The organism is Nocardia sp. NPDC051756, from assembly GCF_040681495.1.
GTDB lineage: Bacteria > Actinomycetota > Actinomycetes > Mycobacteriales > Mycobacteriaceae > Nocardia.
Map to the genome: position 1 here is coordinate 786822 of NZ_JBFAYV010000002.1, position 23795 is coordinate 810616.

General features: G+C 70.0%; 2 protein-coding genes (1 of these 2 only partly in view). Both read right to left on the reverse strand.

From position 1 onward, the window contains the following. On the reverse strand, positions 1-22639 hold the 5' portion of the coding sequence (locus tag AB0M22_RS09885) for a non-ribosomal peptide synthase/polyketide synthase (protein ID WP_364723158.1). 20942 nt of this gene lie to the left of the window's left edge; only the first 22639 of its 43581 coding nucleotides appear in the window; its start codon is at positions 22637-22639; its stop codon lies off the left edge, out of view. A gap of 377 nt (positions 22640-23016) precedes the next feature. Continuing rightward, complete coding sequence (gene cobM / locus AB0M22_RS09890; RefSeq protein ID WP_364723161.1) at positions 23017-23766, reverse strand: precorrin-4 C(11)-methyltransferase; 750 nt, start codon at positions 23764-23766, stop codon at positions 23017-23019. Positions 23767-23795 lie beyond the last annotated feature (29 nt).

The window sequence follows — 23795 nt, forward strand, 5'->3', positions numbered from 1 at the left end:
GCGAAACACCCACACCCTTGGGGCGACCGGTCGAACCGGAGGTGAAGATCACGTACGCGGTGTTCGACGGGCGCAACGGCGAGCGGCGATCCGCGTCGGTGATCGCGTCCTCGGACAACCCGCTCAGATCGAGCAGGTCGATCCGCACCTGCGCGGTATCGATGTCCAGGTCGGTGCCCGAGGTCAGCACACACACCGGATCGGCCGTGGCCAGAATGTATTCCGTGCGCTCGGCCGGATGATCCGGGTCCAGCGGCACGTACGCGCCACCGGCGACGGCGACCGCGTACATGCCGACGACCAGATCGATCGAGCGCCGCATACCCAGCGCCACATACGATTCCGCGCCGACACCGCGGGCGATCAGCCAGCGGGCCAGCTGGTTGACCCGTCCCGCGAACTCGTCGTAGGACAGATGTGTCCCCTCGAAGCTCAGCGCGGTCGCGTCGGGCGTGCGCGCGGCCTGGTCGTAGAACATCGAGACCAGGGTCGCGGCCGGATCCACCTCGTGCGCGGTGTCGTTCCAGCCGGCCACCACGAGCTCGCGCTCCACGGTGTCGAGCAGCTCGATATCGCCCACCGGCACAGCCGGTTCGGTGGTGATCGCGGTCAGCACCCGGATCAGGCGATCGGCGATGCGGCGCACGGACTGCTCGTCGAACAGGTCGCGCAGGTAGCCCGCGCGGACCCGCAGCTTCGAATCCAGCTGGGCGATCAACGTCAACGGGTAGTGCGTGGCATCGGCCGCGTCGAGGCCGACGACCGCCATGCCGTCGATGTCCGACGCCTGCGCTTGCAGCCCCTCGGCATCCACCGGGTAGGACTCGAACACCACGAGCGTGTCGAACAGGCCACCGACGCCGGCGGCGGACTGGATGTCCGCGAGACCGACGTAATGGTGATCGAGCAGATCCGCCTGCTCACCCTGGGTCCGGGCGAGCAGCTGCTGCGCCGACTCCGCCGGGTCGAAGCGCACCCGCACCGGGACGGTGTTGATGAACAGGCCGACCATCGACTCCACGCCGGACAGATCCGCCGGGCGCCCGGACACCGTGGTGCCGAACAGCACGTCGTCGCGGCCGGTCATCCGGCCGATCAGGATGCCCCACGCGGTCTGCAACACGGTGTTCGGCGTGACGCCGAGCGAACCGGCCAGCGCGGTGAGCCGCGCCGTGGCCTGCTCGTCCAGCTCGAAGAAGTACTCACCGGACAGCGAGGTGATCTCGCGTCCGGCGTCCGGCCGGGCCAGCAGCGTCGGCTCGGTGACCCCGCGCAGCGCGTGCGCCCACGCCGCGACCGAGGCCGAATGATCCTGCTGCGCAGTCCAGTCCAGGAAGTGCCGGTAGGACCGCACGGCGGGCAGCACGCTGGTGTCCGCGTGCGCCGCGTAGAGCACCAGCAGGTCCTGCATGAGCAGCGGCATAGACCAGCCGTCGAGCAGGATGTGGTGATTCGCCACCACGAACTGCCAGCGGTCGCGCGCGACCTGGATCAGTGTGAAGCGGATCAGCGGCGGCTCGGTCAGATCGAAGCGCTTGGTCCGGTCCGCGGCGATCAGGTCGTCGCCCTCGCCCTGCTCGATCCGGTCGTGCTCGGACCAGGCGACCCGGACGCTGTCCAGGACCACCTGCACCGGGCTGCCGTCGCGATCGGTGACGAACGCGGTGCGCAGGTTCTCGTAGCGATCGACCAAAGCCTGTGCGGCCGAACGCAACCGGGCCGCGTCCACCCGGCCGGTGAGGGTGAGCACCGCCTGCGCGGTGTACACATCCACCGAGGTGGCGGCGAGCCTGGCGTGGAACAGCAGACCGGCTTGCAGCGCGGACAGCGGCCAGATGTCGGCCAGGTTCGGGAAGCGACGCTCCCAGTTGTCGATATCGCCCTGCGTGCTGCGCACCAGCCCGAAGTCGGACGGCGTGTGCCCACCGGCGCCGGTCGAATTGGCGTGCCGGGCAACCGCTTCCAGCGCGGTCGTCCACAGCTCGCCGAACTCGCGGACGGCGGCGGCGTCGAGCAGCGTCGACGGGTAGCCGATGTTCGCGGTCAGCTTGTCGCCGGTGACGATCGCGTTGATGTCCAGCGGCGCCATCGCGGGCATGTCCGCGTCGTAGGCCCCGCCCAGCGCGCCCAATTCGGCGGCCGGGATCCAGCCGAAGCCGCGCAGCGACTCCGGCACATCGCCCTCGGACACGCGGCCGAGGTAGTTGAAGCTCACCTGGCCGGGCAGCTCGACGGGCAGCTCGGCGGCGGTCTCCGGGTTCAGGTAGCGCAGCAGGCCGTAGCCGACGCCCTTGTCCGGCACCGCGAGCAGCTGCTCCTTGATCGCCTTGACCGCCTGGCCGAGCGCGGGACCACCGGCCAGCGCGGCATCGATGTCGATGCCGGACAGGTCGAAGCGGACCGGGAAGATCGCGGTGAACCAGCCGACGGTGCGGGACAGGTCCGCGCCGGGCACGATGTCCTCTTCGCGGCCGTGGCCCTCCAGGCGGATGAGCAGCGAATCGCCGCGGGCGCCCGCGCGGCGCGCCCGCCATTTCGCGGTCGCCAGCGCCAGCGCGGTGAGCAGGCCGTCGTTCACGCCGCCGTGGAACAGCGCGGGCACCTTGGTCAGCAGGGCCTTGGTGACCTCGGCGGACACCTCGACCTGAAGCTTCTCGATGACGCCGGAGGTGTCGACCGACGGGTCCATCGGCCGCTCGGTGAGCAGCGGATCGGCCGCGTCGACCACCGAACGCCAGTGCTCGAGTTCGGCGACCCGCTCGGCACTGCGCGCCTCACGTTCGAGGGCGTGCGCCCAGGCGCGCATCGAGGTGGCCGGCGCGACCAGCTCGGGCTGCTGCCCCGCGGTGCGCTGGCCCCAGGCCGCGACGAAGTCCGGCACCAGGATGCGCCAGGAGACACCGTCGACCACCAGGTGGTGACCGACGACGATCAGTCGTCCGGCGCGTTCGCTGCTCGACGGCTCCAGCCAGACGAACCGAACCACCACGCCCGCGGCGGGATCCAGCAGATCCAGCGCGGAATCCAAGGCGGCCGAAGCGATCTCGATCAGCCCGGCATCATCGATGCCCGCGTCGAAGGTGTGGTGGTCGACCAGCGCGTCCACGTCGGTCGTTCCCGCAGCGGCGGTTTCGAGAATCCACTCGCCGTCGACCTGGCGCAGGCTCGACCGCAACATGTCGTGGCGGTCGATGACCGCGCCGGCCGTCGCGACGATGCCCGCCCGGTCGATGCCGACCGGCAGCTCCAGCGCGAGGGTCTGGTTGAACCGTCCGAACGAGCCGCGCCGTTCGGCCATGAACCGCACGACCGGGGTCAGCGGCATCGTGCCGACGCCGCCGCCGGGCAGCTCGGCGAGCACCACGGCCGAAGCCGCTGCGGCATCGGCGGTTTCGGCGACCGCGGCCAGCCCGGCCACCGTGCGCTGCTCGAAGACGTGCCGCGGGGTGAACACCACGCCGCGCGCCTTCGCCCGCGACACCAGCTGAATGGAGACGATGCTGTCGCCGCCCAGGGCGAAGAACGAGTCGTCGACGCCGACCCGCTCCACGCCGAGCACCTCGGCGAACACCTCGGCGATGGTCTGCTCGACCGGCGTGCGCGGCGCCCGGAACACGACCTCGGTCGCGAACACCGGCTCCGGCAACGCTTTTCGGTCCAGCTTGCCGACCGGGGTGAGTGGCACCCGGTCGATCACCATGATCGAGGACGGCACCATGTAGGCGGGCAACCGATCCTCGACGTAGGCGGTCAGCGCCGCGACATCGATCGAACGGCCGTGCGCCGCAACCACATAGGCGACCAGCGAGGTGGCGCCGGCCGAGCCCTTGTGCCCGACGGTGACCGCGAAGTCGACATTCTCGTGCGCGGCCAGCGCCGCGTCGATCTCGCCCAGTTCGATGCGGAAACCGCGCACCTTGACCTGGAAGTCGGACCGGCCGACGTATTCGACCTCGCCGGTGCGAGTCCAGCGGACCACGTCACCCGTGCGGTACATCCGGGCCCCGGCGACATACGGATTCGCCACGAACCGGTCCGCGGACAGCCCGGCCCGCGCGTGGTAGCCGCGGGCCAGCTGAACGCCCGACAGATAGAGCTCACCTGCGACACCCACCGGCACGGGCCGGAGCTGGGCATCCAGGATCAGCGACTGCATGCCGCGGGTCGGGCCACCGATGGTGACCAGATCGCCCGGCGTCAGCGCGTCGCTGATGTTGGTCATGATGGTGGTCTCGGTCGGGCCGTAACCGTTGTGGAAGCGCCGCCCGGAACCGTCCGGCGCGCCACCCCACTTGGTCACCAGGTCGGCCGGGACCGCCTCGCCGCCGGCCACGATCACCCGCATGCCGGCCAGCGCGGCCGGGTCCAGCGAGGCGAGCACGGACGGCGTGATGAACGCGTGCGTGACCCGCTCGGCGCGGATCAGCTCGGCCAGTTCCTCGCCGCCGTACACGCCGGGCGGGCAGACCACCAGGGTGCCGCCGCGGCCGATGGCCAGCAGGAACTCCAGGATCGACGCGTCGAAGCTGGGCGAGGCGAAATGCAGTGCGCGGGTGGACGAATCGACGTCGTAGCGGGCGTTCTGCTCGTCCCGGAAGTTGGCCAGACCGATGTGGGTGACCACGACGCCCTTGGGGACGCCGGTGGAACCGGAGGTGTAGATGACGTAGGCCGGATGTTCCGGCCGCACCGGCCGCACGCGCTCGGCGTCGGTGATCGGCGCGGCGTCGACGCCGGACAGATCCATCTCGTCGAGGACCAGCCATTCGACCGAATCCGGCAGGTCGGCGCGCACCGACGTCACGGTCAGGCCGACCGGGGAGCCCGAGTCGGTGACCATGTGCGCGATGCGGTCGGCCGGGTAGGTCGGGTCGATCGGCACGAAGGCGGCGCCGGACTTGGCCACCGACCACTCGGCGAAGTAGGAGTCGTCCGAACGCGGCACTGCCACCGCGACCAGATCCTCGGTGCCGAGGCCGCGCTCGATCAGCAAGCGGGCCAGGCGGTTCGAGCGCTCATCCAGTTCGGCGTAGGACAGACTGCGCCCCTGGAACACCACCGCGGGTGCCGCCGGGTCGATGGCGGCGGCCTCGGCGATCAGGTCCGGCAACGTCCGCGCCGGGGTGGCCTCGGGGCCGGTGCGCGCGGTCAGGTCGGCCAGCTCCGCGGCATCGAGCACGTCGATCTGGCCGACCGCGATCGCCGGGTTCGCGGCGATCGCCTCCAGGACCCGCTGCCAGCGCTGCGCGATCTCCGCCGCGGTCGACTCGTCGAACAGTTCGGTGGCGTAGGTGAGCGCCAAAGCCATTCCGGCCGTGCCGGGTTCACCCAGCTCGGACAGCGTGAATTGCAGGTCGAAGCGCGCGATGTTCTCTTCGAGATCGAGCGCGGACACCGAGAGCCCGGGCAGTTCGAGGCTGGTGCGGTCCAAGTTCTGGAACGCGAGCATCACCTGGAACAGCGGGTTGCGCGCCTGCGAGCGTTCCGGTGCGAGCAGCTCCACCAGTCGCTCGAACGGCACGTCGGCATTGCCGTACGCGTCCAGGTCGGTGCGCCGCACCCGGTCGACCAGCTCGGTGAACGACTCGGCGGCGTCGATCCCGGTGCGCAGCACCAGGGTGTTGACGAACATGCCGACCAGGTCGTCGAGGGCCTGCTCGCCGCGGCCCGCGATCGGCGTGCCGACCGCGATGTCGTCCGCGCCGGAGAGCCGGGACAGCAGCACGGTCAGCGCGCCGTGCATCACCATGAACAGCGACGCACCGCGTTGGCGCGCAATGTCTTCCAGCGCGGCGACCAGGTCACCGGGCAGCTCGCGGTGCAGCGTCGCGCCGCGGAACGAGGCGATCGCCGGGCGCGGCCGGTCCGCGGGCAGGGTCAGCTCGTCCGGGACACCGTCGAGGGCCCGCTGCCAGTGCGCCACCTGGCGCGCCATCAGCGAGTCCGGATCGTCTTCGGTGCCGAGCACTTCGCGCTGCCAGACCGCGAAATCGGCGTACTGCACGGCCAGCGGCGCCCAGCCGGGCGCGCTGTCCTGGGTGCGCGCCGAGTAGGCGAGCATCACGTCGCGGGTCAGCGGGCCCATGGAGAAGCCGTCGGCCGCGATGTGGTGTACCACGACGACCAGCACGTGCTCGTTCGGACCCGCGCTGTAGAGCCGGGTGCGCAGCGGAACCTGTTCGGCCACATCGAATCCGGTGGTGACGAAGTCGGTCACCACGGCGATCAACTCGGCCGGATCCACCTGCACCGGATGCAGGTCGAGCGCGATGTTCTCGGCGGGCACGATCACCTGGACCGGGGTGCCGCCGTGCTCCGGGTAGCGGGTGCGCAGCGATTCGTGCCTGCGCACCACGTCGGCCACCGCGAGCCGCAGCGCGGCCACGTCGAGCGCGCCGGTCAGGCGGATGGCGACCGGCAGGTTGTAGGCGGCCGAAGAGGTGTCGTACTTGTTCAGGAACCACATGCGCTGCTGCGCGAACGACAGCGGCACCAGTTCGTCGGCCTTGCGCGGCCGGGCCACCAGCCGGGCCCGTGCGGCACCGTCGGCGTGCGATTCCACCCGCGCGGCCAGCGCCGCGACGGTGGGCGCCTCGAACAGCGCGCGCACCGCGACCGTGGTGCCGAGCGCGGCGCCGATGCGGGACACGACCCGCGTCGCGATCAGCGAGTTGCCGCCGAGATCGAAGAAGTCGTCGTCGACGCCGACCCTGGGCAGGTCGAGCACCTCGGCGAACACCGCGGCCACCGTCTCCTGCACCGGGGTGACCGGCGCGCGGAAGGCCCGCGACTGCACTGCGGGGGCGGGCAGCGCCCGGCGATCGAGCTTTCCGTTGACGGTCAACGGAATCCACTCGAGCCGCACCAGCGCCGAGGGCACCATGTAGGACGGCAACCGCTCGGCGGCGCCGTCGCGAACCCGGTCGAGCACCGGGAGCACATCGGGCTCGGCGACCACGTAGGCCACGATCCGCTGATCGCCCGGCTGGTCCTCGCGCACGATGACCGCCGCCTGGGCGATGCCCGGCTGGGCCAGGATCGCGGACTCGATCTCGCCGAGTTCGATGCGGAAGCCGCGGACCTTCACCTGATCGTCGGCGCGGCCGAGGTATTCGAGTTCACCGAAGCGGTTCCAGCGCGCGAGGTCACCGGAGCGGTACAGGCGCGAGCCCGCCGAGTCGGAGCCGGCCAGCGGGTTGGCGACGAACCGGGTGGCGGACAGGTCGGGGCGACCGAGGTAGCCGCGGGCCAATTGCGGTCCGGCGACATACATTTCGCCGGCCACGCCGACCGGGACCGGCCGCAGCCGGTTGTCGAGCACGAACACCCGCAGACCGGCGATGGCCCGGCCGACCACGCTGCCGGAGGCGGCCGCGATGGTCGCGGCGTCCAGCGCCCGATAGGACACGTGCACCGTGGTCTCGGTGATGCCGTACATGTTTACCAGCAGCGGGGCTGAATCACCGTGGCGGGCAACCCAATCCGAGAGCCTGCGCAGTTCCAGTGCCTCGCCGCCGAACACCACGTAGCGCAGCGCGAGCGGGGTGGCGTCGGGTGCGGCGTTGCGATCAGCTTCGGCCAGTTGGTAGAACGCGGACGGGGTCTGGTTGAGCACCGTGACCCGTTCCGCACGCAGCAGTTCCAGGAACTGCTCGGGCGAACGCGAGGTGTAGTAGTCGACCACGACCAGGGTGCCGCCGAACAGCAGCGGGCCCCACAGCTCCCACACCGAGAAGTCGAAGGCGTAGGAGTGGAACAGCGTCCACACGTCGTCGGGACCGAAGTTGAAGTCGCGATCGGTATTGGCGAACAGCCGCACCACATTCCGGTGCGCGACCGCGACACCCTTCGGGCGGCCGGTCGAACCGGAGGTGTAGATGACGTAGGCGACATGATCGGGCGAGAGCGCCGCGTTGCGGTCCGCGTCGGTGATCGGCGCGTCGTCAGCGTCCTCGATATTGCCGGTTTCCACGGCGAAGCCGTCCAGCACCACGCTCGGCAGGTCCACCGGCACCGTCACCTGAACCGTCGAGTCCAGGATCACGCTGGTCGGCTGGGAATCCGCGAGCACGAAGGCGATGCGATCCGCCGGGTAGGTCGGGTCCACCGGCACGTAACCCGCGCCGGTCTTGACCACCGCGACCAGCGCGACGACCAGGTCGAGCGAGCGCGGCAGGATCACCGCGACCAGCGACTCCGGTCCGGCCCCGTCCGCGATCAGCCTGCGCGCCAGGATATTCGCGCGCCGGTCCAGCTCGCCGTAGGTCAGCGTCTCGACGCCGAAGCGGGCGGCGATCCGGTTCGGATGCGCGGCGACGGCCGCGTCGAACACGGTGACCAGGGTGGCGTCGGGTTCACCGAAAACGCCTGCGCCACCGTCCATTCCGGAGGACACCCAGCGCTGCGAGACATCGAGGCGCTCGGACTCGCCGAGCAGGTCGATGTCGCCGACCGCGATCTGCGGATCCTCGGCGATGGTGTGCAGCACGCGCACCAGCCGGTCGGCGAACGAGGCCACCGTCTCCGGATCGAACAGCTCGGTCGCGTAGTTCCAGGACAGGGCCAGCGCACCGTCCGCGGTCTCGCCGACGGTCAGCTGCACGTCGAACTTGGCGGTGCCCGCGTCGAATTCGACCACGTCGAGATCGAGGCCGGGCAGTTCCACGGTGCCCATGTCGGCGGCCGAGGCCGCCTCGAAGGTCAGCGCGACCTGGAACAGCGGGTGATGCGCCTGCGAGCGAGCCGGGCTGATGACATCCACCAGCCGCTCGAACGGCACGTCGGCGTTGCCGAACGCGGCCAGGTCGGTCCGGCGTACCTGCTCGAGCAGTTCGCTGAAGCTGGCGGCCGGATCGACCTCGCTGCGCAGCACCAGCGTGTTGACGAACATGCCGACCAGGTCATCGAGGGCCCGCTCGCCACGTCCGGCGATCGGGGTGCCGATGGCGATGTCGGAGCTGTTGGACAGCCTGCCCGCCCACGCGGCCAGCGCCGCGTGCACGACCATGAACAGCGTGACCCCGCGCCGGCGGGCCAGTTCGGCCAGCGCGGCGTGCAGCTCGGCGTCGACCGAGAAGTTGTGCGTGCCACCGGCATTGGAGGCGATCTCCGGCCGCGGCCGGTCGGCGGGCAGCTCGAGCTGATCGGGCAGGTCGCGCAGCTGCTCGACCCAGTAGGCGATCTGCTGGGCCGCAACCGATTCCGGATCGTGCTCGACGCCGAGCACGTCGCGCTGCCACAGCGCGTAGTCCGCGTACTGCACCTCCAGCGGCGCCCAGGACGGCGTCTCGCCGCGGGTGCGCTCGCTGTAGGCGACGACCACGTCCCGCAGCAGCGGCCGCAGCGAGAAGCCGTCGGCGCTGATGTGATGCATGACCAGCACCGCGACGTGGTTGCGCTCGTCCAGGCTGAGCAGGCTTGCGCGGAAGGCGATCTCGCGGGTCACGTCGAAGTGGAAGCTCGCCAGCTCGACGATGCGCGCGGGCAGTTGTTCCGCGGTCACCGCCTCCGCGACGACCTCAGACGACACCTCGGAGACCGGCAGGATGCGCTGGTAGCCGGTGCCCTCCACCTCGGGGTAGACGGTGCGCAGCGCCTCGTGGCGGGCCAGCACATCGCCGATCGCGGCATTGAGCGCCGCGATATCGAGTTCGCCGGTGAGCCGGATGGCGACCGGGATGTTGTTGACCGCGGTGCGGTTGTCGAACCGGTTGAGGAACCACATCCGCTGCTGCGCCAGCGACAGCGGCACCAGCCCGGAGCGCTCCTGCGGCACCAGCGGCGCCCGGCCGCCCTGTCCCGCAGCCGATTCCACGCGGGCGGCCAGCGTCGCGACGCTCGACGCCTCGAACAGCGCGCGCACCGGAACCTGAGTGTCCAGCGCCTCACCGAGCCGCGCCGCCACCTGGGTGGCGACCAGGGAGTTGCCGCCGAGTTCGAAGAAGTCGTCGTCCAGGCCGACCCGCTCGACGCCGAGCACCGCGGCGAAGGTGTCGGCGACGATCTCCTGCACCGGGGTGGCCGGGGCGCGGAAAGTCTTGGCCGCGAACGTCGGTTCGGGCAGCGCCCGGCGATCGAGCTTGCCGGACGGGTTCAGCGGGAACGCGTCGAGCTCCACATAGGCCGAGGGCACCATGTACGCGGGCAGCTGCGCGCCGAGTGCGGTCTTGACCGACTCGACGTCCAACGCCCGGTCCGGATCGCCGACCACATAGGCGACCAGTTGATCGCCGGTCCGCTCGTCGGTGCGCACCAGCACGACCGCCTGGGCGACGGATTCCAGTGCGGTGAGCGCGTTCTCGATCTCGCCGAGCTCGATGCGCAGACCGCGCAGCTTCACCTGGAAGTCGGTGCGGCCCAGGTACTCCAGCTCGCCGTCCTCGGTCCAGGAGACCAGGTCGCCGGTGCGGTACATGCGCTGGGCCTCGCCGAACGGGTTCGCGATGAACCGCTCGGTGGTCAGGTCCGGGCGGGCCACATAGCCGTGCGCCAGCTGCGCGCCGGCCAGGTACAGCTCACCGGGCACGCCGACCGGAACCGGCCGCAGCCGCGAATCCAGCACGTACACCTGGGTGTTGAACACCGGGGCGCCGATCGGCACCGAGCTGGTGTCGGCCTCGGTCACCTCGTGGAAGGTGACGTCGACGGCGGCCTCGGTCGGGCCGTACAGGTTGTGCAGCCGCGCACCGGTCAGGGTGCGCAGTCGTTGCGCGGTGACCGCGGGCAGCGCCTCACCGGAGGCGAAAACGTTACGCAGACTGACGCATTCGCCCGCGCGCTCCTCGGCGACGAACACCGAGAGCATGGACGGCACGAAATGCGCCGTGCTGACCCGTTCTTCGATGATCAGCCGGGCCAGGTAGGCGGGATCGCGGTGGCCGTCCGGCTTGGCGATCACCAGGCGCGCGCCGACCTGCAAGGGCCAGAAGAACTCCCACACCGACACATCGAAGGTGGCGGGCGTCTTCTGCAACACCACGTCGTAGGCGGCCAGGCCGTACTCCGCGTGCATCCAGACCAGGCGGTTGACGATCGCCGCGTGCGAGACCGCGACACCCTTCGGGCGGCCGGTCGAGCCGGACGTGAAGATCACGTACGCGGTATTGCCCGGGCGCAGCGGCTTGTGCCGGTCCGCGTCGGTCAGCGGCGCGTCCGAGAACTCGGACAGGTCGAGCTGATCGATGCGCACCTGGCGCGAGCCGGTGGACTCCAGGTCGGTGCCGGAGGTCAGCACGCAGACCGGTCGCGCGGTGTCGAGGATGTAGTCGGTGCGCTCGGCCGGGTGGTCCGGATCCAGCGGCACGTACGCGCCACCCGCGGCGTTCACCGCGTACATGCCGACGACCAGGTCGATCGAGCGCCGCATGCCAAGGGCGACATACGATTCCGGACCGACCCCGTTCTGCTTGAGCCAGCGCGCCAGCCGGTGCACCCGCCCGGCGAACTCGGCGTAGGACAGACTTGTCCCCTCGAACGTCACCGCGTGTGCTTCCGGCGTGCGCGCGACCTGGGCCTCGAACAGCGAGACCAGCGTCGCCGCGGCGTCGCCGACCGGCGAGGTCAGCGCCGCGTCCACCGGGAATTCGGTGTCGTTCCACCGCTGCACGACCAGCTCGCGCTCGGCCGCGTCCAGCAGCTCGATATCGCCCACCGCCGCGGTCGGCTCGGCGGCGACGCCGGCCAGCACGCGCAGGAAGCGCTCCGCGAAGGTGTTCGCGAACGCGTTGTCGAAAAGGTCGGTGGCGTAGAGCAATTCGGCGTCCATCGACGCCTCGGCGCCCTGCACCTCGCTCAGCGTGAGTTGCAGGTCGAACTTCGCGGTCGGCTGGTCGATGCCCAGCTCGGACACCAGCAGGCCGGGCAGCTCGAGCGACGCGCGGCCGAGGTTCTGGAACGACAGCATCACCTGGAACAGCGGATGCCGCGCCTGCGAGCGAGCCGGGTTCAGCACCTCGACCAGCCGCTCGAACGGCACGTCGGCGTGCGCGAACGCCTGGAGATCGCGTTCGCGGACCTGGGCGAGCAGGTCGGTGAACGACGCGTCGGTGTCGACCTGCGCGCGCAGCACCAGGGTGTTGACGAACATGCCGACCAGGTCGTCCAGCGCCCGCTCGCCACGACCGGCCACCGGGATACCGATGGCGATGTCGTCGGAACCGCTCAGCCGGGCCAGCAGTGCCGCGAAGGCGCTGTGCACCACCATGAACAGCGTGGTGCCGTGTGCGTGCGCGACCCGGTTCAGCTCGTCGATCAGCTCGCCGGGCACCCGGAACCGGTGTGTCCCAGCCTGATACGACGCGACCGCGGGCCGGGGGCGCCCGGCCAGGCGCAGTTCGTCGGGCAGGCCGTCGAGCGCGGTGCGCCAGTAGTCGAGCTGCTCGGAGATCAGCGAGGTCGGATCGTTCTCGGAGCCGAGGGTCTCCCGCTGCCACAGCGCGAAATCCACGTACTGGACCGCGAGCGGCGGCCAGCCCGGCTCGGATGCCGAGGTGCGCGCCACGTAGGCGGTCATCAGGTCGCGGACCAGCGGCCGCATCGAGAAGCCGTCCGTCGCGATGTGATGCACCACGACAACCAGCACGTAGTCCTGGTCGCCGAGCTGGTAGGCGCGCAGCCGCACCGGCGGCTCGGCCGTCACGTCGAAGCCGCGCTCGACGAATTCGTAGAGGGCGCCGAGCAATTGGCCCTCGGCGACCGGGAAGACCTCCAGGTCCGGGATCGCCCTGGTCGCGGGCAGCACCCGCTGGTAGGCGACGCCGTCCTGGGACGGGTAGACGGTGCGCAGCGATTCGTGCCGCGCGACCACGTCGGCGACCGCGCCGCGCAGCGCTTCCAGATCCAGCGCGCCCTCCAGCCGCACCGCGGCCGGAATGTTGTTGGCGGCCGAGTCGGCGTCGAAGCGGTTGAGGAACCACATCCGCTGCTGCGCCAGCGACAGCGGCGGCCGCTCCGGGCGCACCTGTGCCGTAAGCGCCTGGCGCGCACCGGTTCCGGCCCGCGACTCGACGCGAGCGGCCAGCGCGGCCACGGTCGGCGCCTCGAACAGCGCACGCACGCCGACCTCGGTGTCCAGCGCCGCACTCAGCCGCGCGACCACCTGGGTGGCCACGAGGGAGTTGCCGCCCAGCTCGAAGAAGTCGTCGTCCACGCCGACGCGCGCCAGTCCGAGCAGGTCGGCGAAGACCTCCGCGACGATCTCCTCGATCGGCGTGGCCGGAGCGCGGAACTGCTTGGCCTCGAACACCGGCGCGGGCAGCGCCCGGCGATCGAGCTTGCCGCTGGCGTTGACCGGGAAGGAGTCGAGCACGACCAGCGCGGCCGGAATCATGTAACCGGGCAGCAGACCAGCCAGCGCGAGCTTCACCGCGTCCGTGTCGATGACCGAATCCGACTCGGCGACAACGTAACCCACCAGCTGATCGCCGGCATGCGCGTCGGCGCGCACCACGACGACCGACTGCGCGACGCCGGGCTGGGTCAGCAGCGCGGCCTCGATCTCACCGAGCTCGATGCGCAGACCACGCAGCTTCACCTGGAAGTCGGTGCGGCCCAAGTACTCCAGCTCACCGGCCGGGGTCCAGGTGACCAAGTCACCGGTGCGGTACATCCGCTCCCCCGCGCCGCCGTACGGATTGGCGACGAAGCGATCCGAGGTCAGATCCGAACGGCCGAGGTAGCCGAGCGCGAGCTGGTCGCCCGCGAGATAGAGCTCACCCGCGACACCTGGTGCGACGGGGTGCAGCCGGGCGTCGAGCACGAAGACCCGGGTGTTCCACACCGGGGCGCCGATCGGCACCGAGACCGAATCTGCTTCCGTCACTTCGTGATACGTGACGTCGACGGCGGCCTCGGTCGGGCCGTACAGGTTGTGCAGCTTGGCGCCGGTCAGCTCGCGCAGGCGCTGCGCGGTCGGCGCGGGCAGCGCCTCACCGGAGGCGAACACCTGCCGCAGCCGCGAGGACGGGTAACCGTCCGCGTCGCCGTTCTCGTTGCCGAGGGTGGACACGAACACCGACAGCATGGACGGCACGAAATGCGCCGTGGTGATGCCGTGCTCGGCGATGATCTGCGCCAGGTACACCGGGTCGCGATGCCCGTCCGGCTTCGCGACGACCAGCCGCGCGCCGGTCTGCAAGGGCCAGAAGAACTCCCACACCGACACGTCGAAGGTGGCGGGCGTCTTCTGCAACACCGCGTCGCCGGAGCCGATCGGGTACTCGTGCTGCATCCACAGCAGCCGGTTGACGATCGCGGCATGGCTGACCGCCACGCCCTTCGGCCGACCGGTCGAACCCGAGGTGAAGATGACGTAGGCGGTGTTGCCCGGCCGAAGCGGCTGGGTGCGTTCGGCATCCGTGATCGGGGCGCCGCTGGACGCGGCCATCCCCGGCACGCCCTCGATGCCCTCGATCGCGATGACCGAGACCTCACGCTGTAGATCGATATCGAACCCGTCCGCGGAGCGGTACAGGATCATCCGCGGGCGCGCGGTGTCGACGATGTGGTTGATCCGGTCGGCGGGCTGATCCGGGTCGAGCGGCACGTACGCCGCACCCGTCTGCAACACCGCGTACATCGCGATGACCAGCTCGTTGGAGCGCCGGATCGACAGGGCGACCAGCGATTCCGGGCCGACGCCCGCCTTGATCAGCTGCCGGGCGATGCGGTTGGCCCGCACCTGTAGCTCGCGATAGGTGAGCCGCTCTTCGTCGAAGACCAGGGCCACCGCGTCCGGCGTGGCCGCGGCCTGCGCGTCGAACAGCGAGACCAGCGTCGCACCGGGCACCTGGTGCGCGGTGTCGTTCCAGTCGACCAGCACCTGCGCCTGCTCTTGCGGCGCGAGCAGATCGATGTCGCCGATCGGCACGTTCGGGTCGGCGGTGACGGCGGCCAGCACCCGGTCCAGCCTGCGCGCGAACGCGGCCACCGTGCCCTCGTCGAAAAGGTCCTCGGCGTAAGAGAATTCGGCCGACATGCCGGCCGCGTCGCCGAGTTCGTCCTGGGTCTCCTGCAAGGTCAGCTGGAGATCGAACTTGGCCAGTCGCGCGTCGTAGTCGACGCCGTTGACCGAGAGTCCGGGCAGCTCGAGGCTGGCCTGCCGGGTGTTCTGGAAGGTCAGCATCACCTGGAACAGCGGATGCCGAGCCTGCGAACGAGCCGGGTTGAGCACCTCGACCAGCCGCTCGAACGGCACGTCCGCGTGCGCGAACGCGTGCAGGTCCTTCTCCCTGGACTGCGCGAGCAGGTCGGCGAAGCTCGCCGCGCCGTCGACCTCGGTGCGCAGCACGAGCGTGTTGACGAACATGCCGATCAGGTCGTCCAGCGCGGCCTCACCACGACCGGCCACCGGCGTGCCGATGGCGATGTCGCCGGTGCCGCTGGCCCGGGCGAGCAGCACGGCCAGCGCGCTGTGCATGACCATGAACAGCGAGGCGTTGTGCCTGCGGCCCAGGTCGACCAGCGCGCGCTGGGTCTCACCGGAGATCACGAACGGGTAGGTGCCGCCGCGATAGGACGCCGCCGCGGGGCGCGGCCGGTCCGAGGGCAACACCAGTTCGTCCGGCAGATCCGCGAGTTCGCGGGCCCAGTAGCGAATCTGGTTGGCGATCAACGAACTCGGGTCGTCCTCGGAGCCGAGCACCTCGCGCTGCCACAGTGCGTAGTCCGCGTACTGCACGGGCAGCGCCGACCAGGCCGGCGCCTCCCACGAGGTGCGCGCGGCGTAGGCCACCATCACGTCGCGGGCCAGCGGGCCCATCGACCAGCCGTCGGCGGAGATGTGGTGCACCACCATGCCGAGCACGTACTCGGTCTCGCTGATCTCGAAAAGCCTTGCGTGCAAGGGCACTTCGTTGGTCACGTCGAACGCCATGGAGGCGAGCTGGACCAGGTGGTCGATCAGGTTGTGCTCGGTCACCGGGATCGGCGTCAGGTCGGGCACGATCTGCGCCGCGTCCAGCACCACCTGCACCGGACCGGTCTTGGTCTCCGGGAACACGGTACGCAGCGACTCGTGCCGGTCGATCACGTCGATGACCGCCACCTGCAACGCGGCCACGTCGAGATCGCCGGAGAGCCGGATGGCGACCGGGATGTTGTTCACCGCGGACGCGGTGTCGAACCGGTTGAGGAACCACATGCGCTGCTGCGCAAGCGAAAGCGGCACTTCCTCCGGGCGGACCCGGGCGACCAGAGCCTTGCGCGCGCCGTCACCGGCATGCGACTCCACCCGGGCCGCGAGCGCGGCGACGGTGGACGCCTCGAACAGCATGCGCACCGGGACACGGGTATCCAGCGCGATGCCGAGGCGGGAGGCGACCTGGGTCGCGATCAGCGAGTTGCCGCCGAGCTCGAAGAAGTCGTCGTCGACGCCGACCCGGTTGATGCCGAGCACCTCGCCGAAGATCTGCGCGACGATCTCTTCGATCGGCGTGGTGGGCGCGCGGAATTCGCGCACCTCGAACACCGGCGCGGGCAGCGCCTTGCGGTCGAGCTTGCCGGACGGGTTGAGCGGCAACGCCTCCAGCACCACGATCGCCGACGGCACCATGTAGGCGGGCAACGTGCGATGCAGGGCGTTCTTGATGTTGTCGATGTCGACCGGGCCGGCCGGGGTGACCACGTAGGAGACCAGCTGGTCGCCCGCGACGGTGTCCAGCACGAGCACGACCGCCTGGGTGACGGCCGGGTGGTCGAGCAGCGCGGCCTCGATCTCGCCGAGCTCGATGCGCTGGCCGCGGAACTTCACCTGGAAGTCGGTGCGGCCGATGTACTCCAGCACGCCTGCCGCGCCGACCTCGGGGTCGTGCGGCTCGACCCAGCGGACCAGGTCACCGGTGCGGTAGAGGCGGGTGCCGGGTGCGCCGAAGGGGTTGGCGACGAAGCGTTCCGCGCTCAGGTCGGGGCGGCCGTGGTAGCCGCGGGCGGTCTGCACGCCGCCCATGTACAGCTCGCCGGGCACGCCGACCGGGACCGGGTCCAGGCCCTCGTCCAGCACGTAGGCCTGCGCGTTCCACACCGGACGGCCGATCGGCACCGAGGTGGGGGCGACCTCGTTGAGGTGCCAGGCGGTGGCGTGCACGGTGAACTCGGTCGGGCCGTACAGGTTGTGCATCGCGGCGGTGGAGAACTGCCGGAACGCGGCGACGGTGGCCGGCGGCAGCGCCTCACCGGCGACGAGAACCGCACGCAGCGAAGCGCATTCGGCGGTGGACGCGGCGCCGGCGAACACCGAGAGCATGGACGGCACGAACGAGGTCATGGTGACCTGATGCCGCCCGATGATCTCGGACAGGTACATCGGATCGCGGTGCCCGTCCGGCGCGGCGATCAGCATGCGGGCGCCAACGGTCAAGGTGCCGAACAACTCCCACACCGACACGTCGAAGGTGACCGGGGTCTTCTGCAACACCACATCGGCCGGGCCCATGCGGTATTCGCCGGTGATCCAGGCGATCTGGTTCAGCACGCTGGCGTGGCTGACCGCAACGCCCTTGGGCCGGCCGGTGGAGCCGGAGGTGTAGAGCACGTACGCGGTGTTCGTCGGGCGCAGCGGTGCGCGGCGCTCGGCGTCGGTGACCGGTCCGTCGCCGAACTCGCTCAAATCCAGGGTGTCGACGGCGATCACCGGGCAGTCGGCGGACTTGACGTCGTCGGACAGCGTGGTCAGCACACACACCGGCGTCGAGTTGGCCAGCACGTAATCGGTGCGCTCGGCCGGATGATCGGGGTCGATCGGCACGTAGCCGCCGCCCGCGGTCATGGTGGCGTAGATGGCGACCAGCATGTCCACCGAGCGGCGGATGCCGACGGCGACCAGCGATTCCGGGCCGACGCCCTCGGCGATCAGCTTGCGCGCCAGGCGATTCACCCGCGCCGAGAACTCGGCGTAGGTCAGCTGGACCTGCGGGCCGAATTCGCCGGCGCTGCGGGTGCCGCCGTCGAACAGGACGGCAATGTCGTTCGGGCGCAGGCGGACCTGTTCCTCGAACAGCTCGAGCACCGTCGCCGCGGGCAGCTCGTGCGCGGTCTGGTTCCAGCCGGTGAGCACCGTGGCGCGCTCGGCGTCGTCCAGGATGTCGATGTCGCGCACCGCGGCCTGCGGTGTGCTGACCGCGGCCTCGAGCACGCGCAGGTAGCGGCGGGTGAACTCAGTGACCGTCGCGGCGTCGAACAGATCGGTGGCGAAGGAGACCACGGCGGCCATGCCGGCGGGTTCGCCTTGCGCGCCACGCTCTTCGGTGACGGTCCATTGCAGGTCGAACTTGGCGATGTCGACCTCGAGCTCGTCGGCGGTGACCGACAGTCCGGGTAATTCCACGGTCGCGTGCGACATTTCCTGGAACGACAGCATGACCTGGAACAGCGGGTGCCGCGCCTGCGAGCGGGTCGGGTTGAGCACCTCGACCAGGCGCTCGAACGGCACGTCGGCGAACGCGAACGCGGCGAGGTCGGTTTCCCTGGTGCGGGTGAGGAACTCGGTGAACGGCTCGCTGCCGTCGACCTCCGAACGCAGCACCAGGGTGTTGACGAACATGCCGATCAGGTCGTCGAGGGCCTGCTCGCCACGCCCGGCGACCGGGGTGCCGATGGCGATGTCATTGGTGCCCGACAACCGCGCGAGCAGCACGGCCAGCGAGGCGTGCATGACCATGAACAGGCTGACGCCCTGTGCGCGCGCCAAGCCCGAAAGCCGTTGGTGCAGATCGGCATCGATGTCGAAGGCGACCCGGCCACCGCTGAAGCTCTGCACCGGCGGGCGCGGGCGGTCGGCGGGCAGATCGAGCTGATCCGGCAACCCCGCCAAAGCCCTGCGCCAGTAGGCGATTTCGCGGGCGGCCATGGAGCCGGGGTCGGACTCGGCGCCGAGCAGCTCGCGCTGCCAGACGCTGAAGTCCTGGTACTGCACCGGCAGCGGCGCCCAGCTCGGCGCCTGCCCCGCGGCGCGCGCGAGGTAGGCGGCGGCGACGTCGCGGGCCAGCGGGCCGAACGAGAAACCGTCCGCGGCAATGTGATGCACCACGAACGCGACCGCGTAGTCGGCGGTGCCGTTGTCCCGGCCGCCGGTCACCGCGTAGACCCGGACCCGGATCGGCAGTTCCCGCGACACGTCGAAACCGGTGGACGCGAAAGCGGTAAGCACACCGTGCAATTCGGCTTCGTCGATCGGCTCGATCGCGATGCCGAGATCGACCTGGTCGACCGGCAGCACCTGCTGGTAGCCGCCGTCGCCGGACTCGGGGAAGATCGTGCGCAGCGACTGCTGGCGCGCGACCACATCGATCAGCGCGGCCTGCAACGCGTCCAGGTCGACCTCGCCGCGCAACCGCACCACGAACGGCAGGTTGTAGGCGGGCACGGTCGAGTCGAACTGGTTGATGAACCACATCCGCTGCTGCGACAGCGACAGCGGCACCCGCTCGGGCAGCTGCTGGGCCACCAGCGGCGGCCGGGCGCCCTCGGTCTGGCTCGCGTTCTCCGCGCGGGCGGCGATCCCGGCCACGGTCGGGGACTCGAACAGCGCCCGCACCCCGATCTGGGTACCGAACGCCACCCCGATCCGCGACACCACCTGGGTCGCGACCAGCGAGTTGCCGCCGAGATCGAAGAAGTTGTCGTCGATGCCGATCCGGTCCTGGCTGAGCACGTCGGCGAAGATGCCCGCCACGATCTGCTCGGCCTGGGTGCGCGGGGCGCGGAAGCTCGTCGCGTCCACGCTGAACACCGGCTCCGGCAACGCCTTTCGGTCCAGCTTGCCGGAGGTGTTGAGCGGGAACGCGTCCAGCACCATGATCGAGGCCGGCACCATGTAGCTCGGCAGCTTCTCGGCCGCGAACCTGGTCAACTCCGTCGGATCCACCGAATGACCCGGCGCGGGAACCACATACGCCACCAACTGCTGACCGGTGGCGGTATCCATCACCAGGACAACGGCTTGGCTCACCGCGGGATGCGCGAGCAGATCGGTCTCGATCTCGCCCAGCTCGATCCGCTGACCACGGAACTTCACCTGGAAATCGGTGCGGCCGATGTATTCCAGCGTGCCCGCGTCGTTCCAGCGCACCAGGTCGCCGGTGCGGTACATGCGTTCGCCGTTGTCCGACAACGGATTCGCGACGAAGCGGTCCGCGCTCAGATCCGGGCGGCCACGGTAACCGCGGGCCAGCTGACGGCCACCGAGGTACAGCTCACCCGGCGCACCGATCGCGGCCGGTCGCAGCCGCGAATCCAGCACGTAGACCGAGACATTCCACTCCGGGATGCCGATCGGCACGGTCACCGTGTCGGCGGCGGTCGCCTCCCAGTAGGTCACCGAGACCGCGGCCTCGGTGGGGCCGTACAGGTTGTGCAATCCGGCCGAGGTGATCGCGCGGAAACCGGCGGCGGTCTCCGGCGGCAGCGCCTCGCCGATCACGAAAACCGCACGCAGCGTGGCACATTGCGCCCGCGTCGCGTGCGAGACGAACACCGTCAGCATGGACGGCACGAAGTCGGTCACGGTGACCCCGTGCCGCTCGATCATGTCCGCGACGTACAGCGGATCGCGATGGCCGTCCGGCGAGGCGATGACCAGCTTCGCGCCGACCAGCAGCGGCAGGAAGTAACCCCACAGCGACACGTCGAACGTGGTCGCGGTCTTCTGCAGATACACGTCGTCCGCGGTCAGCCGGTACTCGTCGAGCATCCACAGCTGCTGGTTGACGATCGCGTGATGGGTGACCGCCACGCCCTTGGGGCGTCCGGTCGAACCCGAGGTGTAGATGACGTAGGCGGTGTTGTCCGGGCGCAGCGGCGCGAGCCGGTCCGCGTCGGTCACCGGCGCGGCGGAGAATTCGGACACGTCCAGGGTGTCGATCTGCACCTGCCGCACCGCATCCGGCAGTTCCAGCTCATCCGCCGACAGCGTCAATACACAGACCGGTGCCGCGCTGTCGAGGATGTAGGCGGTGCGATCGGCCGGATGATCCGGATCGATCGGCACGTACGCGCCACCGGCCTTCAGCACCGCGTGCATGCCGATGACCAGCTCCAGCGACCGCCGCATGCCCAGTGCGACCAGCGATTCCGGGCCGACGCCGTCGGCGATCAGGAACCGGGCCAGCCGGTTGACCCGCGCGTCGAACTCCGCGTAGGTCAGGGTCGCGCCCTCGAAGTCGAGCGCGATATTGTCCGGCGCCAACGGCATCTGCGCGTCCAGCAGCGCGGACAGCGTGGTGTCGGGCACCTCCTGGTCGGAGTCGTTCCACTCCAGCAGCGAGCGCTCCCGCTCGTCGGCGGTGGTGACGTCCATGGCCCAGACCGCGGCGTCGTCCACGGCCGCGAGGAACCGGTCGAAGAACTCCAGGAAGCGCGAATGATGGCGCTGCGCTTCGGCTTCGGTGTAGAGGTTCGGGTTGGTCTCGAAGTCGATGTGCGAGCGGGTGCCCGCGACCGACTGATAGAAGTTGACGCCGAGATCCTCGATGCTGCCGGTGGACAGCACGTGCAGCTGGCCGACCATCGGGCCCATCACCAGCTCGTCGTGGAACAGCATGATGTTGACCCACGGCCCGAAGAACTCGGTGGTCACCATGCCGTCGCCGGCGGTGTCGCGGCGAATGTCCTCGTGCCGGTAGCGCTGATGGCGCAGCGCGCCGGATACCTCGACCGTGACCTGCTTGAGCAGTTCGCTGACCGTGGTGTCGTGGCCGACGTGCAGCCGCAGCGGCACGATGTTCGACGAAACACCACCCGAGCGGCGCATCGCCGCGGTGGTGCGCGCGGTCACCGGAAGGCTCAGGATGACGTCCTCGACGCCGTTCCACTGCGCCAGATAACCGGCGAACGCGGCCAGCAGCAGCCCGGCGGGCGACGAATCATGGCGCCGCACAGCCGCTTCCAGCAGCGTGTTCTGCTCGTCGGACAGCGCCGCGCTGGCGATCCCGTTGATCGCGGCGGGCGGGGCGGACCGGCCGGTCAGGCTGGTGCCGTCCTCCAGGCCCGCGACCCGCTCGGTCCAGTACTTCTTGTCGGAGCTGAACCGCGTGCTCTCGCGGTAGGCCATTTCCTGCTCATAGAGCGTGTGCAGGTCGGTGGCCTTGGAGACGGCGGGCTCGGTGCCGTTGGTGTACGCGGTGTAGAGCTCGGCGATCCGGTTCAGGTTGGTCATGGCGCCGAAGCCGTCGAGCGTGACGTGATGCGCCCGGGAGTACCAGTACCAGTGGTCGTCGGCCAGTTGCAGCGCCGCGACCGCGATCAGGCGATCTTTCGTCAGATCCATCGGCCGGCTGTACTCGGCCCGCATCCACGCCATCGCGGCCGCGGCCGGATCGGCCTCGGCGCGCAGATCTACATAGGTGACCTTGTCGTAGTCGGCGATGCTGTGATCGACGTACTGCAACGGCTCGCCGTCGCGTTCGATGATGCGCAGGAAGCCCGAACCGAGCTCGTGCGAGGCGTCGATACTGGCCTGTTCCAGGATCTCGACATCCAGCGCGCCGTGCAGATCCACGTACTGCGCGATGTTGACCGGCACCTGCGGGTCGACATGCTGCGCGTACCAGATGCCCAGCTGCGCAGGAGACAGCGGGAAGTAGTCCGAACCAGCGTGTGCCCGTTCGTCACCAGCTTCGCCGTTTCCGCCGAAATCCAGCCGGTCCAACCGTAACCTCGCTTCCGGAACACCACGCAAGCGCTCCCCGACGACACCCGGACAGGACGCTCACCTATCCCAGCGTGGCGCCCGCGTCTCGGGGTTCAGTTCTCTAATCAATCAGGCAAAAAAAGCTCATTGGCACTATCTGTTCGCCAGGGTGACCTTGTTACATAGGCGCGACCGCGCCCACTACCCACCGACCGGCGATGCCGGGAATCTCGCTGCAGATCACCGAACCAATCTACCGTCGTCGCCCGCACCGAACCAACCAACCTCGATAGCCGACCGACATCATCACAGGCAGTCGAGTTGTCGGCACTTTGCGGGCCTCATGTTGCAGACCTCACATCCTGCGCGACGCGCTGCGCGGACGGCGCGGCGGGTCACCGATGGCGGGCGCGGGCCGGGTCGTAGAGGTGGGATTCGGCACACGACACCGGGCTCGCGAGGGCCTTGCCGACCAGGATGATCGCGGCCTGTCGCAGGTCGGCGGCCTCGACCTGATCGGCGATGCCGGCCAGGGTGCCGCGCAGGATCAGCTGGTCCGGCTGGCTGGCGCGGTACACCACGGCGACCGGGCAGGCACTGCCGTAGTCGGCGACCAACTCGGCGGCGAGGGTGCGGATGCGGGTGATCGCGAGGTGCAGCACGAGGGTCGCGCCGGTGGCCGCGAAGTTGGCCAGGGCCTCGGTATCGGGCATGGCCGTCGAGCGGGCCTGGGTGCGGGTCAGCACGACCGACTGCACGACCTCGGGGACGGTGAGTTCGGTGCCGAGCAGGGCGGCCGCGGCGGCGTAGGCGGGGACGCCGGGGGTGACGTCCCAGGCGATGCCGTGCGCGTCGAGCCTGCGGGTCTGTTCGGTGAGAGCCGAATAAATGGACGGGTCACCCGAACACAGCCGGGCCACGTCCTTGCCTGCGCGGTCCGCGCGCACCAGCTGCTCGGTGATCTGGTCGAGGTCCAGGTGCTGGGTGTCGATCAGTTCGGCGTCGGGCGCGCAGTGCGCGAGGACCTCGGGGTCGAGGTAGGTGCCCGCGTACAGGCACACCGGCGACGAGCCGAGCAGGGTGACCGCCCGCACGGTCAGCAGGTCGGCCGCACCCGGCCCGGCGCCGATGAAGTGCACGGTCATGCGGGTGAGTGTATTCAGGCGGGTCCGGG